A 15,059-nucleotide genomic window follows, 5' to 3' on the forward strand; every position below is an offset into this window, starting at 1 on the left:
GAGGTCAGATCAGCTCGGTCGCCTGCGCCGCGGTGAGCTCGCGCCCCTCCTCGTACGCCCGCCGGAAAGCCGCGTCACCCGCCTCACCCGCGTCGTCCACCTCGCCCGCGTCGTCCGCCTCACCCGCCTCGCCCGCCGCGAAGCCGGCCCGTACGGCCGCCTCCGCCCGCGCGCGGTTCTCGCGCTCCACGCCGAGCATCCGCGACGGATCCTGGCTCAGGGCGTCGAAGGCGCCGAGGAGCCGGGCGCCGTCCGCCGCGCGGTCGAGGCCCGCGAGGGCCCACGCGGCGACGACGAACTGCGTCACCGTGGTGTTCGGCGCGACCAGCTGCGCCATCGGGTCGTCGAGCGTCCCCGTCACCGCGCGGCGGATGCGCGGCAGCGCCTCGGCGCACCGGCCGTCGACCACGTCGACCCAGCCGAGGAACCCCTGCACTATCGCGGTGAACAGCTCCGGACCGCGGGTGGCGAAGCCGTCCTCCAGCCGGCGGAAGTGCTCCCGCGCCTCGTCCGTACGGCCGATGCGGGCGCAATGGACGGCGAGCTGCATGCGGGTGTAGTGCCGGGCCTCCGTCGCGCTGCGCTCGGCGTCCGTGACCGCCTGCCGCAGCAGCCGCTCGCCGTCCTCCACCCGGCCGGTCTCGATCAGCGCGCCGCCGAGGCGCGCGGCGAGCATGGGGATCTGCGCGTGCGCGCCGAGGGCTTCGGTGTACGCGATGGCCTGCTCGTAGTCGCGGGCCGCGGCCTCGTGTTCGCCATACCGCTCGCGGGCCTCGCCGCGGGTGGCCAGGGACTCGGCCATGCCCCAGCCGTCGCCGAGCCGCTCGAAGATCTCCAGGCTCTCGGCGGCGTCCGCGGCGGACTGATCGAGGCCGCCCGGCTGGTCGTTGAGGACCTTGGCGCGCAGCTGCAGCGCGAAGGCCAGTTCCCAGTCGCGGTCGAGCACGCGGCAGGTGCGGACGGCCGTATCGAAGATCTCCAGCATGCTCTGGAACGCGCCGGTGAGGATGCCGGCGTAGAACCACATGAAGCCCGGCAGCCGGCAGGTCTGCGGCAGGTCGGGGTGGTACGCGGCCACGACGCCGCGGAGTTCGGCCTGGGTGTCGGGGGCGTTCAGGGCCTCCATGTCGCCCTCCGCCTGGCTGAGCGCGATCAGCCGGACGCCGCGGCGGGCCTCCTGGAGCAGCTCGTCCGAGTACGGCGGCGGCACCTCGACGCACGCCACGTCCACGGGCGGGGCGACGTCCGGGGTGGGCACGAAGGGGTTCGGGCCGAGGTCTGCGGCGGCGAGCGCCCAGGTGCGGGCCTCGGTGCGCAAGTCGAGCAGGGTCCAGAACCACATCAGGGAGTGGACGAGGCTCAGCGCCTCCTGCTCGTCGCCGGTGACGATGGCGCGGCGCAGCGCGGCGCGGAGGTTGTCGTGCTCCAGCTGCAGCCGGTCGAGCCACTCACGCTGCGCGCTGCCGCGGAGTTGAGGGTCGGCGGTGCGGGCGAGTTCGCGGTAGTAGGTGAGGTGGCGGGCGGCGGTGGCGTCAGGTGCGGCGTCGGCTTCGGCCGGGACCGCGGCCAGCCGCTCGCCCGCGTACTCGCGGACGGTCTCCAGCAGCCGGTAGCGCATCTCGCCGGAGGCGGTGGGGGCGGCGATGACCAGGGACTTGTCGACGAGGGAGCCGAGGAGACCGAGGATGTCGTGGCGGTCAACGGCGGGGGCGTCCACGGAGGCCTCGGGCCCCGCGCACACCGCCTCCGCGGCAGCGAGATCGCAGCCGCCGTGGAAGACCGACAGCCGGGAGAGTACGGCGCGTTCGCGCTCGTCCAGAAGGTCCCAGGACCAGTCGACCACCGCGCGCAGGGTCTGCTGGCGCGGGAGCAGTGTGCGGCTGCCGCTGGTGAGCAGGCGGAAGCGGTCGTCCAGCCGGTCCGCGAGCTGACGCGGCGTCAGCATGCGCAGGCGGGCCGCCGCCAGCTCGATGGCGAGCGGCAGGCCGTCGAGGCGGTGGCAGATCTCCGCGCAGGCGGCCGGGTCGTCCTGCGGTACGAACCCGGGCCTGGCCGCGGCGCCGCGCTCGGCCAGCAGGCGCAGCGCGGCGGCGTCCGGGAGCGGGTCCACGGGCCGTACCACCTCGCCGGGGACGGCAAGCGGCTCGCGGCTGGTGGCCAGGACCGTAACGCCCGCGCAGCTGATCAGCACCTGCTCGGCGACCTCGGCGGCGGCGCCGATGACGTGTTCGCAGTTGTCGAGGACGAGGAGGATGCGGCGTCTCGCGCAATGCTCCGCGAGGCGTCGCATCGGGTCGGTGGTGCGGAGCGCGTCGGCGGCGGTGCGCAGCACGGTCTCGCGGGCGCCGAGCGCCCCGAGCACGGCGTCGGCAATGGCCCCGGCCTCGGCATCGGACCCGATCGGCGCCAACTCGACAAGCCACACGCCGTCCACCCACCGCTCGTCGGCATGGGCCCGCTGCGCGGCTTCGGCGGCCTCCTGCGCGAGGCGCGTCTTGCCCGCGCCGCCGGGGCCGGTGAGCGTGACGAGGCGGTGCACGGCGAGCCCTTCGCCGAGCGAGTCGATGTCGGCCTCGCGGCCGACGAAGCTGGTGAGGCGGGCGCGGAGGTTGCCTGGCGGCGGGGCGGGGGGCGAGGTCTGGTCGTGCGGGGCCGGGGCGGACGCGGACGCGGCCGCGTCGGCCGCGCGGTCGCCGCTCGTGTCGTACGGGGCGGGGCCGGAGCCCCGGCCGGGGTCAGCCTCCCGCCCGCCGGGCCGGCCGGGTCCGTCGGTGTGGCCGGGTCCGGCGGTGTGGCCAGGTCCGCCGGTGTGGCCTCCGCCGGTGCCCCGGCCGGGTCCGGGCGCCCGGTCGCGTGCGCCCGCGCCTGGCCGGGGCTGACGCGAGCCGGTCGGGGACACGCCGCCGGGGCTTACCTGTTCACCTCCTGGACGGGCCGAGTGGCCGCCACCACCGAGGAGTTCGGCGTGCAGGGCCCGCAGCTCCGGGCCCGGGTCCGCGCCCAGGGTGTCGGCCAGGGTTGTGCGGAGCTGTTCGTACGCCGCCAGGGCCTCGGCCGTGCGGCCTGCGTCGCGGAGGGCGCGCAGGTGGAGGGCGTGCAGGGGTTCGTCGAGGGGGTGGGCCGCGGTCAGGGCGCGGAGGTCCGGCAGGACCGTCTCCGCCTCGCCTAGGGCGAGGGCCGCTGCCGCGCGGTCGCGGCGGGTGTCCAGGCGGCGGGCCTCCCAGCGGGTGGCCGGGGCGGCGCGATCGGGGAGATCGGCGAGGGCGGGGCCGCGCCACAGCGACAGGGCGTCGTCGCAGAGGGTCGCAGCCTTGTCCGGGTCGCCGTCGGCGAGGGCGCGGCTGCCCTCGTCGGCGAGCCGGGCGAAGCGGTAGAGGTCGACGTCGTCGCGGTCGGCGGCGAGCCGGTAGCCGCCCTCCAGGGAGTCGACCGCGTCGTGGCCGAGCGCCCGCCGCAGCCGCCCGACCAGGGCCTGCAGCGCACCCGCCGCATCCGCGGGCGGCTCGTCAACCGCCCACACCTCACCAATCAGCACCTCAGCCGAACGCACCCGCCCAACCTCCAGCGCCAACGCCGCCAACAACGCCCGCAACCGCGCCCCACCAAGCGCGACGACTCCGCCGTCGGGGGTGAGGGCCTGGGTGGGGCCGAGGATGCGATAGCGCATGGCGCCTATTGTCGCCGACCGCGATGGGCGGCGCGGCCGCCGGTCCCGTACGGAGGGCTGTCGGGGGAGGAGTTTGCGGAGGTGGGGAGGCTGCTGGCGGGGTGATAGGGCTGTTGCGGGTGCGGTGCGGTGCGGTGCGGTGCGGGTGCGGTGCGGGTGAGGGCACGGACTCGGGCTCGGGGGCGGGTGGGGCACGGACACGGGCATGGACTCGGGCACGGGCACGGGGCGGCGGGGCACGGACTCGGGCTGGTGGCGGGTGGGTTGGTATCGGATGGTGACGGTCGCGTCGCCGTCTTGCGGGGATGCTCGGTGCCGGAAACGGACGGCTGGCTGCGGAAGGGCTGGGGCGGGGGCTCGGGGTGGGCTGCCGGGCGGCGGCTTGGGGGTAGGGCGCGTGAGCCTTGGTGGGGCGCATGCAGGGCAGGCGCGCGCCCTTTTCGATGGGGATGTGTCGGGGGGAGGGGCGACCGGGCGGTAGGGCGAGGGCCTACCGAAGGCGAGGGCCTACCGAAGGCGAGGCCTACCGGAAGGCGGATGGGGTCCGTCCGCCCATCCGCCGCCGCCTTGGTACCGCGCCCCCCGACACACCCCCACATGAAAGGGCGCACGCATCCCCCGTACGCGCCCCCACAAATGCAACACGCCCCTGACCTGCCTGCACCCCACCACCAAGCCGCCACCCGGCAACCCAACCCGCCCCGCCTCCCCCACCCCTCCGCAGCCAGCCATCCGTTTCCGGCACCGAACCCCACCGCAGCCCGGCGACGCGACCGTCACCATCCGATACCAACCCACCCGCTACCACCCCCCGCCGCCCCGTGCCCCGCTGCCCGCTGCCCCGCCGCCCCGAGCCGCCGTCACCCCGGCCCCGGAACCTCCCACCCCGCCAGTGTCGTTCTCCCCGCAGGGAGCCGCCCCGGCGATACCGTCGGGACCGCCCCGCCCGCCGACCGTGGCAGGAGACGTGAAGCCGATGACGACCCAAGCCAGCGCCAGCGCATTGCGCCGCAAGGACCGCCGCATCAGCCCCGTCTTTCTGGCGATCCTCGCCGCCGCGGTGGCCGCCGGCTGGGCGCTCTACGAGGACCAGGGGCCCGCGGGCCTGATGGTCTTCCTCTTCGTCGTCGCGGGGTGGGTGGTCTCCCTGTGCCTGCATGAGTACGCGCATGCCCGCAGCGCGCTGCACAGCGGCGACATCTCGATCGGCGCGAAGGGCTATCTCACCCTCAACCCCTTCAAGTACACCCACGCCGTGCTGTCGATCCTGCTCCCGCTGCTCTTCGTCATCGCGGGCGGCATCGGGCTCCCCGGCGGCGCCGTCTTCATCGAGCGCGGGCGGATCCGCGGGCGCTGGCGGCACAGCCTGATCTCGGCGATGGGGCCGCTGACCAACGCGCTGCTCGCCGTCGTGCTCACCGCGCCGTTCTGGCTGGGGAAGATGGACGACGCCCCGCCGGCCTTCCGCGCCGCGCTCGCGTTCCTGGCGATGCTGCAGGTCACGGCGGCCATTTTGAACTTCCTGCCGGTGCCGGGGCTGGACGGCTACGGAGTCATCGAGCCGTGGCTCGCCCCTGCCACCCGGCAGAAGCTGGATCAGTACGCGGGGTTCGGACTGCTCGCCGTCTTCGCGCTGCTGTGGATCCCGGAGCTGAACCGCGTCTTCTTCGACGCCATCGACGGGATCATGCGCGGGCTCGGGGTGGACGAGATCTGGACCTCGCTCGGCCTGGACTGGTTCCGCTTCTGGGATGGGACACCGCAGGTGGGTCCGTAACGCGGTCCCTCAGCCCGCCCGCCGCTGCGCCTGCTCCAGGCGCTGGGCGGCGCGGGTGCGGCGGATGTAGTACCAGGCCATGTTCGAGACGACGCCCGCGAGCAGCAGCCACAGCACGCCCAGCCAGTAGCCCTGCACGAAGGACACCACGGCCGCGGCCACCGCCAGCACGCACACGACGACAGCGAAAATCGCCAGCTGCCGGACCTTGGCGGCCGGGAGGATCTGGGGTGCGGATGCGGGCATCTGTTCTGCTCCTTGTCCGGGGTGGAGGGGGGTTCAGGGACTCCCATTCTCCCCCACCCCGGATACGGCTCAGATGTCGGTCAGCCGCACGCCCGCGTGCGCCTTGTAGCGGCGGTTCACCGAGATCAGGTTCGCGACCAGCGACTCCACCTGATGGGCGTTGCGCAGCCGGCCCGCGAAGACGCCGCGCATCCCGGGGATGCGCTGTGCCAGCGCCTGCACCTGCTCGACGTCCGCGCGCACCTCGCCCAGGCACATCACGTCGGTCTCGATCTCCTCGACCTCCGGGTCCTGCAGCAGCACGGCCGACAGGTGGTGGAAGGCGGCGGTGACCCGCGACTCGGGGAGCAGGGCGGCGGCCTGCTCGGCGGCGCTGCCTTCCTCGGGCTTCAGGGCGTACGCGCCCTTCTTGTCGAAGCCGAGCGGGTTGACGCAGTCGACGACGAGCTTGCCGGCGAGGACGTCGCGCAGCGCCTCGAGGGTCTTGGCGTGCCCGTCCCAGGGGACGGCGACGATGACGATGTCGCTGCGCCGGGCGCACTCCTCGTTCTCCGCGCCCTCGACGCCGTGGCCGAGCTCGGCGGCCGCGGTCTCGGCGCGCTCCGTGCTGCGGGAGCCGATGATCACGCGCTGCCCGGCCCGCGCGAGCCGGTACGCGAGCCCGCGGCCCTGGTCTCCGGTGCCGCCGAGGACGCCGACCGTAAGACCGGAGACGTCGGGCAGCTCCCACGGGTCCTTGGGGGCGGGCTTCGCGGCTGGATCTGCAGATGTCATACGCCGATCCTGCCAGGCCGGCCTCGAACCGAACCGTTGGCCGACGGTGAGTCAGCTCACGCGTGCGAGGGAACGTGCGGCGGTACGGCTGCGGGGGCTGGTGCCGGTGGGGCAGGATGCCGCCCCATGGACGCCGTACGGGTCGCGCTGCTGCGCGAAGTCCTTGCCGGGACCGAGTGGTTGCCCGCCGCGCGCCGCTTCGCGGGGACGCTGCGGGCCGCCGTGACCGGCGGAACTGCGGCGGCGGGGGGTGGGCTGCTGCTGGTGGGCACGCCCGCATACGAGCCGTGGCACCTGGCCGCGCATCTCGATGACGAGGCGGCGTGGTCCGGGCAGCCGGAGCTGTCGCCCACGCTCGTACGACACCGGACGCCGGCCGGGGCGCGGCCGCACCTGGCGGTGGGGCTGAATCGGCTCGAGGCGGCTGGGCGTGGGACGACGCTGCTGGTGGTCGCCGCGGATGAGCCCGAGGGTGGGCTGCTGGAGCGGATCGGGGATGCGCGGCGGGCGGGGGCTACGGTGCTGGCGATGGACGACTGCGAGCTGGGGCTGCGCGATCTGCGGTCGCTGGCGCACGATGCGCTGGGCGCGGATGCGCCCGGTGGGGTGGATCTGGAGACGGTGCAGCATCTGGTGAGCGCGGCGGCGGGCGAATCGACGCTGCCGGCGGCGCCTGCGGCGGGCCGGCGCCGCTTTACGGACCGCTTGTCACGGCTGGCGGAACAACTTTCGGCGCCTCCGCCACCCAGGTGGTGACGTGGTGACGGACCGGTCCTGCGCGGTGCCTGTCGCGTCGCCGGGTGCCGGAAACGTCCGGGCCCACCCGTCCCGCCATGCGGGACGCCTGCCCCCGACAGTGACTTACCGGCTCTGCTCACCCTCGTCGTCCGACCAGTCCGGGTCCTTGTCCCACACCTCATTGCGGTCGTGGGCCGTCTCCAGGGCCCTGGCGGCCTCCGCCGCCGACGGGTACGGGCCCAGGCGGTCCGTGGCCTTGCACTCGGGGCCTTCCTCCACCTTTCCGTGGCGGATGCAGTAGTACCACTCGCCCGGCTGCCCCGCGGCCGACTCCGACTTCTTCTTTCCGAACAGGGCCATCGCGCGCTCCTCGCCTGGTCGCTTCCCGCCCATCGTGCCCGATGAGGCGCGATTACACTCGCTGTCATGTCTGGCCAGTCGCTGCTCGTCCCCGGGACGCTGTCCCCCGCCCGCCCCGTCCCCGCCGCCATCACCCGCCCCGAGTACGTGGGCAAGAAGGCGCCCGCCCCGTACACCGGGCCGGAGGTCCAGGACGCGGAGACCATCGAGCGCATGCGCATCGCCGGCGGCATCGCCGCGCGGGCGATGGCGGAGGCGGCGAAGCACATCGCGCCGGGCGTCACCACCGACGAGCTGGACCGGGTCGCGCACGAGTACATGTGCGACCACGGCGCCTACCCCTCGACGCTGGGCTACCGCGGCTTCCCGAAGTCGCTGTGCACCTCGGTCAACGAGGTCATCTGCCACGGCATCCCGGACTCCACCGTCCTGAACGACGGCGACATCGTGAACCTCGACGTCACCGCGTACATCGACGGCGTACACGGCGACAACAACGCCACGTACCTGTGCGGCGATGTCGACGAGCAGTCAAAGCTGCTGGTCGAGCGCACCCGCGAGTCCCTCACCCGCGCCATCAAGGCCGTCCGCCCCGGCCGCCAGGTCAACATCATCGGCCGGGTCATCGAGTCGTACGCCAAGCGCTTCGGCTACGGCGTGGTGCGGGACTTCACCGGGCACGGCATCAACTCGTCGTTCCACAGCGGCCTGATCATTCCGCACTACGACAGCCCGCATCACACCACCGTGATCCAGCCGGGGATGACCTTCACGATCGAGCCGATGCTGACGCTCGGCACCCATGAGTACGACATGTGGGACGACGGCTGGACCGTCGTGACCAAGGACCGCAAGCGGACGGCTCAGTTCGAGCACACCCTGGTCGTCACCGAGACGGGCACCGAGATCCTCACCTTGCCGTAGGGATACGGGGCGCGGCGCGCAGGGCCGCCGCTTCCTCCTCCGTGGCGACCGAGGGCGGGGAGCCCTTGAGCGGCTTGCCCGCGGTCTCCTCCATGCGGTGCGCGGCCACCAGGCCGACGGCGGCGAAGAGCATCATGTAGAACGCCGGCATCAGGTCGTTTCCGGTGCTGGAGACCAGCGCGGCGACGACCAGCGGCGTGGTGCCGCCGAAGAGCGATACGGACACGTTGAAGGAGATCGACAGCGAGCAGTACCGGCGGTCGGTCGGGAAGAGGGCCGGGAGCGTCGGCGACATCGTCGATACGTAACCGAGCAGGGCCAGCCCCAGGATCAGCAGGCCGGCGAAGACCGCCGGCCAGCTGCCGAGCTTGATCAGCAGCAGCGCCGGGACGGACAGCACCAGGAAGGCGAGCGAGCCGGCCATGAGGACCGGACGCCGCCCGAAGCGGTCGGACAGGGCGCCGACCCGGTTGATCAGCAGCATCAGCACGATCATCACCAGCACGATCGACAGCAGGCCCGTGGTCGGGTCGAACCCGAGGGTGTCGGTGAGGTAGGTCGGCATGTACGACAGCAGGACGTAGTCGGTGACGTTGAAGGCCGCGACCAGCGCCATGCACAGCGCCATCGCGCGCCACTGCCCCGCCAGCACCTGCCGGATGGTGAGCTTCGGGCGCTCGTCGTGGCCGCCACCGCCCTCCGCCAGCTCCTGGTAAGCGGGAGTCTCCTCCAGCCTCAGCCGCAGATAGAGACCGACCAGGCCGATCGGGCCCGCGATCAGGAACGGGATCCGCCAGCCCCAGGAGACCATCGCGTCGTCGCTCAGGCCCATCTCCAGGCCGGTGACCAGCGCGGCCGCGGCGGTGTAGCCGATCAGGGTGCCGAGCTCCAGGAAGCTGCCGAAGAAGCCGCGGCGCTTGTCGGGCGCGTACTCGGCGATAAAGGTGGCCGCGCCGCCGTACTCACCGCCCGCGGAGAAGCCCTGCACCATGCGGAAGAGCACCAGCAGCACGGGCGCCCACAGGCCGATGGCGGCGTGGGTCGGCAGCAGGCCGATGGCCAGGGTCGCCCCCGACATCATGATCATCGTGAGGGCGAGGACCTTCTTGCGGCCGATCCGGTCACCCAGCGGGCCGAAGACCATGCCGCCCAGCGGGCGGACCAGGAAGGCCGCGGCAAAGGCGGCGAGCGACGACAGCACCTGGGCGGTGCCGCTGGCGGCCGGGAAGAAGACCTTGCCGATGGTGACGGCGAGGTAGGCGTAGACGCCGAAGTCGAACCACTCCATGGCGTTGCCGAGCATGGTGGCCCGTACGGCGCGCTTGACCGTGCCCTCGTCGGTGACGGTGACGCGGCGCTCGCCGGTGGCGGCGACGCGCTGCGGACTGGGCGCGGAGCGCTCGCGCTCGGGCGCCCGCTCCAGTTCTGCTGTCGGAGCCATGCTGTGCTCTCCCCTTGCGGCTGATGAATCACGACGTTGTTACCTTGTGAATCTTTTCGTGTGGGTGGAATGCCCGGATCCCTGCATTGGTCCCGACCTGCCGGGGCAAAGGTCCTGTCCGCGGGGCTTGCCTTGTAGTGCACTCCAAGGGGCACCTTCGTCCCCATGGAGAAAAGGACGATCGGACGCAGCGGGATTGAGGTGAGCGCCCTCGGCTTCGGCTGCTGGGCGATCGGCGGCGAATGGACGGACACGGAGGGGCGGCCACTCGGCTGGGGGGCGGTGGACGACGAGGAGTCGGTACGCGCCGTCCGCCGCGCCCTCGACCTCGGGGTGACCTTCTTCGACACGGCGGATGTGTACGGCACGGGGCACAGCGAGGAGATCCTCGCCCGGGCGCTCGCGGGCCACCGCGATGAGGCGGTGATCGCCACCAAGTGGGGGAACACCTTCGACGCCGAGCGCCAGGTGATGCTCGGCCGCCCCGACACCAGCGCCGCCTACGCCCGCCGGGCCCTGACGCAATCACTGCGCCGCCTGGACACCGACCACATCGACCTCTACCAGCTGCACCCCGGCGACACCGACCCCGAGGCCGCGGCGATCCTGCGCGAGGCCTGCGAGGACTTCGTACGCGAGGGCCTGATCCGCGCGTACGCCTGGTCCACCGACGACCCGTCCCGGGCGGCACTCTTCGCCGAGGGCCCGAACTGCGCCGCAGTACAGCACCAGCTGAACGTACTCGAGGACGCCCCGGAAATGCTGGCACTGTGCGCCCGCGAGAACCTCGCCGGCATCAATCGCACGCCGCTCGCGATGGGCCTGCTCGGCGGAAAATACCGGGCCGGGCAGCAAGCGGGGACGGGTGACATCCGCAGCACGCCGCCGGCGTGGCTGAAGTACTTCGATGCGGATGGGCGGGTCACTCCCGAGTGGGCCGGTCGGATCGAGTCCGTACGGGAGGTGCTGACGTCGGGCGGCCGCACGCTGGCCCAGGGTGCCTTGGGGTGGATCTGGGCGCGGAGCCCGCACACGATCCCGATCCCGGGCTTCCGGACGGTCCCGCAGGCGGAGGAGAACGCGGGGGCGATGGCGTACGGACCCCTGTCGGGGGAGGAGTTCGCGCAGGTGGGGAAGTTGCTGGCGGGGTGATCGCGGGGGCTCGCACCCTCCGGCGGGGGCGGGCTGGGGCTCGGGCTGGTGGCGGGTGGGTTGACATCGGATGGTGACGGTCTCGTCGCCGTCTCCTGGTGGGGTTCGGTGCCGGTGAGTTGGCTGGCTGCGGAAGAGCGGGGGCGGCGGGGCGGGGTGGGCTGCCGGGCGGCGGCTTGGGGGTGGGGGCGCATGCGGGGCAGGCGAGCTCCCTTTTCGATGGGGGTGTGTCGGAGGACCACCAGCCCACTACCCGGCTGGATCCCTCCCTCCGGGAGGAGGGCCGAGTGGAACGACGCCGCCGAAAAAACCCAGCACCGGACGGCGGTGGACCACCACGTTTTTTCGGTGGTGTCGTGGAACTCGGCCCGGCCCACCCACCAACCAAGCCCGTCCGGCGCTTGAGGACTCCGTGGCGAAGCCACAGGATGCCTCACACCCGCGTGGACTCCCGCACCACCAACTCGTACTCCGCCCGAATCGTCGCGTGCGGCGCCTCCGCCCCACCCGGCACCCGCCCCTCGATCCGCGCCAGCAACGCCTCCACCGCGAGCCGGGCCAGCTGCCGCTTGTCGGGCGCGATAGTCGTCAGCGACGGCACCGCGAACTGCGCCTCCTCGATGTCATCGAAGCCGACGACCGCCAGATCCCGCGGAATCGCCAGCCCCCGCTCATGCACAGCCCGCAGCGCCCCCGACGCGAGCAGATCCGTAAAGCAGAAGACCGCATCCGGCGGCTCCGGCAGGTCAAGCAGCGCCCGCATCACCTCAGCACCACCCGCCCGCGTATACGTAGCGACAGGCGGCGCAAGCCGCTCGTCGTACGCGACCCCAGCCTCCCTCAGCGCCTGCACGTACCCGTCGAGACGCTGCACCGACGTAGGATGCGGCGCCTCCTCCCGCCCGATCGCGGCAACCCGGCGCCGGCCGAGCGACAGCAAGTGAGCGGTGGCCTCGCGAGCAGCGGCGACATTGTCAATGAGCACGTGGTCCGCAGCCACCTCATAATCCCGCTCACCAAGCAACACCAGCGGCACCCGATGATCCCGCCCAGCCAGCTGGGACTGGTCAAGCCGCAGCGGCGACAGCAGCACCCCATCGATAAGCGGATCCGACAGCCCGCAGGCGACGCGGAGTTCCTCCTCGGCATCCCCGCCCGTGTCCTCGATCAGGACCGTACAGCCCCGCTCCTTCGCCTCAGCGATGACAGCAGTAGCCAGCTCAGCAAAGTACGGAGCGACCAGCTCAGGCACCGCAAGCGCGATGATGCCGCTGCGCCCCGTACGCAGATGGCGGGCAGAGGCATTCGGCGTATAGCCGAGCTCGTCGATCGCGCGCAGCACCCGCGCCCGCGTCGGCTCTGCCACACGCGCGGAGTCCCGTACGACATTGGACACCGTCTTGATCGATACGCCGGCCGCTTCGGCGACGTCCTTCAGGCGGGCACCGGCCAAGGCTTCCGCACCTACTTCCCTTACCCGTTGCCGTCAGCGTACGCCCAGGTCCGTACACCTGTGTCCGGTGGATCATACGGGCGGCGTAAAGATGTTCCGGCACAAGGTGTTGACGCCGGGGGTCCGCATCGGTAAACGTTGCAAAATCGTCGACCAGCTCTTTGAGCAACTGCCCTGCTCGCGTCGATTACAACGTTGTAACGGTGGAAGGGACATCCACTCATGACGGACCACGCACTCCCTCGGCGCAGCCTGCTGCGCGGCGGCGCCGCACTAGCGGCTGCCGCCGCCTCGGCGGGGGCGCTGAGCGGCTGCGGCAACACGATTGCGCAGGGGTTCTCCGGCGGCGCGCCGGAGGCCCGGCGGCTGAACTTCTGGAACCCCTTCACCGGCGGCGACGGCGCCCGCATGGTCGCGCTGGTGGACGCGTACAAGAAGGCGCATCCGCGCAATGCCGTCAAGGCGACGACCTTCCTGTGGGGCAACCCGTACTACACGAAGCTGTCGCTGTCAGGCGTCGGCGGCAGGCCGCCGCAGGTCGCTATCGCGCATCTTTCGAAGGTGCCGGTGCTTGCGGAGGCTGGGCTGCTGAGTGAGCTGGACCTGGCGGATCTGGCCAAGCACGGCATGACGCCGGACAGGTTCGACGTGAAGCCGTGGAAGAAGGCGCACTACGGCGGCAAGTTGCAGGCCATCCCCCTCGACACGCATCCGTTCGTCCTCTACTTCCGCACCGACCTGGCGAAGAAGGCCGGGCTGATGGACGGCGGGAAGCTCACCGACCTCGACGGGCCCGACAAGTTCATTGACGCGCTCAAGGCGATGAAGGAGGTGACGAAGGGCTTCGGCGCCGCCATCGCGTCCACAAAGGACCCGTCCACGCAGTTCCGCTTCTTCTACTCCTTCTACCGCCAGCTCGGCGGCACCCCGCTGGTCGCCGACAACGGCGCCAAGGTGCAGGTCCAGCAGGACGCCGCGGAGGAGGCCCTGGCGTACATCCAGCGGCTGGGCAAGGAGAAGCTGGTCCCGAGGGGCGCGGACGGCGCCGGCGCGATCACCATGCTCACCACGGGCCGCGCGGGCTTCCTTCTCGACGGCGTGTGGCAGGTCATCTCCGTGCAGGACTCGAAGGTGAAGTTCGACATGCAGCCGATCCCGCGGATCTTCGACGACGCCCCGTACGCCTGCTTCGCCGACTCGCACGCGCTGGTGCTGCCGAAGGCGCAGAGCGACGACGCCCAACGGCTCGACCTCAGCCTGCAGTTCTGCGGCTCGCTGCTGCAGAGCTCCGCGAGCTGGGCCGAGGGCGGCCACGTCCCGGCCTGGCTGCCGACGCAGCGCTCGGCCGCGTACAAGAAGCTCACGCCGCAGTCGCACTACGTCGAGGCGTCCGACGGCGCGGTCTACGACCCGGTCGCCTGGTACGGCGGCGCGGGCAGCAATCTGCAGAACCGCGTCGGCGAGGCCGTGCAGGGCGCGCTCTACGGCCGGAAGTCACCGAAGGCGAGCGCCGAACAGATGCGCAGCTCCCTGGAGAAGCTCGCTTCCGTCGAGTCCCCGATCTGACCGGCCCTAGGACGAAAGGCACTTGCCGTGGCGACCACTCTGGGGACGAACAGCACCTTCCCCCGCACCTCCGATCGCGCAGCCCTCAGGAGCCGCTGGGCCGGGCCCGGCCTCATCGCTCCGTTCGCGATCTTCTATCTGCTCTTCCTGGTCGGGCCCCTGATCTACACCTTCATCGCCGGCTTCTTCAACGGCAGCCTGCTGAAGAGCGGCATGGGCGAGTGGGTGGGCCTCACCAACTACGGAGATGTGCTCAGCGACAGCGAGTTCTGGCGCACCCTGGGACACACCCTGTGGTTCACCCTGCTGACCACCGTCCCGCTGGTGCTGCTTGCGCTGATGCTGGCGATCCTCGCGGACCGGTTCGTGCGCGGCCGCTGGTTCGTCCGCTTCTGCTTCTTCGCGCCGTACGTGATCCCCTCCGCCTCCATCTCGCTGATCTTCCTGTGGGGCATCCTCGCGGACCAGACGGGCTTCGCGCAGACCGTGGTGAAGTGGTTCGGGGTGGAGACCCCGCCGTCCTGGCTGGGCGATCCCAGCTGGGCGATGTGGTCCCTGGCCGGCGTCACCGTGTGGTGGACCATCGGCTTCAACTTCGTGCTCTACTCCGCCGCGCTGCAGGAGATCCCCCGGGATGTGCACGAGGCCGCCGGCATCGACGGGGCCGGGCCGTGGCAGCGCATCCGGCACATCATCGTGCCGATGCTGGCGCGGACCACCACGCTGGTCGTGGTGTTGCAGATCGTCGCCTCGCTGAAGGTCTTCGACCAGATCTACATGATGACGGGCGGCGGCCCCGACCTCTCCACCCGGCCGTCGCTGGAGTACATCTACGACACCGGCTTCACCGACGGCCGCACCGGCTATGCCTCGGTGGTCTCCCTGCTGCTCTTCATCGTGATCCTGCTGGTCTCCCTGGTCTGGTTCGCGCTTGTCCGCCGCACCGAGAAGGAGCGTTGAG

General features: G+C 71.9%; 12 protein-coding genes. 6 read left to right on the plus strand and 6 right to left on the minus strand.

Features of this window, described 5'->3' with window-relative positions:
- Positions 1-4: 4 nt before the first annotated feature.
- Positions 5-3,667 carry an AfsR/SARP family transcriptional regulator gene (locus ACNNMR_RS10945; protein ID WP_419994363.1) on the minus strand — a complete coding sequence of 1,221 codons (3,663 nt, stop codon included), beginning with the start codon at positions 3,665-3,667 and terminating at the stop codon, positions 5-7.
- Between the two features lie 976 nt (positions 3,668-4,643).
- Here ACNNMR_RS10945 and ACNNMR_RS10950 point away from each other — a divergent pair.
- Positions 4,644-5,444, plus strand: coding sequence for a site-2 protease family protein (locus ACNNMR_RS10950; RefSeq protein WP_419994364.1), 801 nt, complete (start codon positions 4,644-4,646; stop codon positions 5,442-5,444).
- Between the two features lie 9 nt (positions 5,445-5,453).
- Here ACNNMR_RS10950 and ACNNMR_RS10955 read toward each other — a convergent pair whose 3' ends face one another.
- Together ACNNMR_RS10955 and npdG are read right to left on the minus strand one after the other, a co-directional pair.
- Positions 5,454-5,690 carry a hypothetical protein gene (locus ACNNMR_RS10955; protein ID WP_419994365.1) on the minus strand — a complete coding sequence of 79 codons (237 nt, stop codon included), beginning with the start codon at positions 5,688-5,690 and terminating at the stop codon, positions 5,454-5,456.
- 69 nt (positions 5,691-5,759) lie between these two features.
- Entirely contained in the window at positions 5,760-6,464 is a 705-nt protein-coding gene (gene npdG, locus ACNNMR_RS10960; RefSeq protein WP_419994366.1) for an NADPH-dependent F420 reductase, read from the minus strand.
- A gap of 126 nt (positions 6,465-6,590) precedes the next feature.
- On the opposite strand from npdG, the gene ACNNMR_RS10965 reads away from it, so the two are divergent.
- Positions 6,591-7,220: a hypothetical protein gene (locus ACNNMR_RS10965; RefSeq protein WP_419994367.1), complete on the plus strand. Its 630-nt coding sequence runs from the start codon at positions 6,591-6,593 to the stop codon at positions 7,218-7,220.
- Between the two features lie 105 nt (positions 7,221-7,325).
- Here ACNNMR_RS10965 and ACNNMR_RS10970 read toward each other — a convergent pair whose 3' ends face one another.
- Positions 7,326-7,562 (minus strand): hypothetical protein, encoded by a 237-nt coding sequence (locus tag ACNNMR_RS10970; RefSeq protein WP_419994368.1) that lies wholly within the window; start codon positions 7,560-7,562, stop codon positions 7,326-7,328.
- A gap of 66 nt (positions 7,563-7,628) precedes the next feature.
- On the opposite strand from ACNNMR_RS10970, the gene map reads away from it, so the two are divergent.
- On the plus strand, positions 7,629-8,486 hold the full coding sequence (map, locus tag ACNNMR_RS10975; RefSeq protein ID WP_419994369.1) for a type I methionyl aminopeptidase: 858 nt from the start codon (positions 7,629-7,631) through the stop codon (positions 8,484-8,486).
- Here map and ACNNMR_RS10980 read toward each other — a convergent pair.
- Positions 8,473-9,927: an MFS transporter gene (locus tag ACNNMR_RS10980; protein ID WP_419994370.1), complete on the minus strand. Its 1,455-nt coding sequence runs from the start codon at positions 9,925-9,927 to the stop codon at positions 8,473-8,475. The genes map and ACNNMR_RS10980 overlap by 14 nt on opposite strands.
- 165 nt (positions 9,928-10,092) lie before the next feature.
- On the opposite strand from ACNNMR_RS10980, the gene ACNNMR_RS10985 reads away from it, so the two are divergent.
- The gene (locus ACNNMR_RS10985) at positions 10,093-11,079 is read left to right on the plus strand and encodes an aldo/keto reductase (protein WP_419994371.1); all 987 of its coding nucleotides are present in this window, start codon (positions 10,093-10,095) and stop codon (positions 11,077-11,079) included.
- Between the two features lie 433 nt (positions 11,080-11,512).
- Here ACNNMR_RS10985 and ACNNMR_RS10990 read toward each other — a convergent pair whose 3' ends face one another.
- Positions 11,513-12,532, minus strand: coding sequence for a LacI family DNA-binding transcriptional regulator (locus tag ACNNMR_RS10990; protein WP_419994372.1), 1,020 nt, complete (start codon positions 12,530-12,532; stop codon positions 11,513-11,515).
- A 222-nt stretch (positions 12,533-12,754) separates the two neighbouring features.
- On the opposite strand from ACNNMR_RS10990, the gene ACNNMR_RS10995 reads away from it, so the two are divergent.
- Together ACNNMR_RS10995 and ACNNMR_RS11000 are read left to right on the plus strand one after the other, a co-directional pair.
- Positions 12,755-14,098 carry an extracellular solute-binding protein gene (locus ACNNMR_RS10995; RefSeq protein WP_419994373.1) on the plus strand — a complete coding sequence of 448 codons (1,344 nt, stop codon included), beginning with the start codon at positions 12,755-12,757 and terminating at the stop codon, positions 14,096-14,098.
- Between the two features lie 27 nt (positions 14,099-14,125).
- Entirely contained in the window at positions 14,126-15,058 is a 933-nt protein-coding gene (locus ACNNMR_RS11000) for a carbohydrate ABC transporter permease (RefSeq protein WP_419994374.1), read from the plus strand.
- Position 15,059: the final 1 nt, after the last annotated feature.

Source organism: Streptomyces boninensis (assembly GCF_048572725.1).
GTDB lineage: Bacteria > Actinomycetota > Actinomycetes > Streptomycetales > Streptomycetaceae > Streptomyces > Streptomyces boninensis.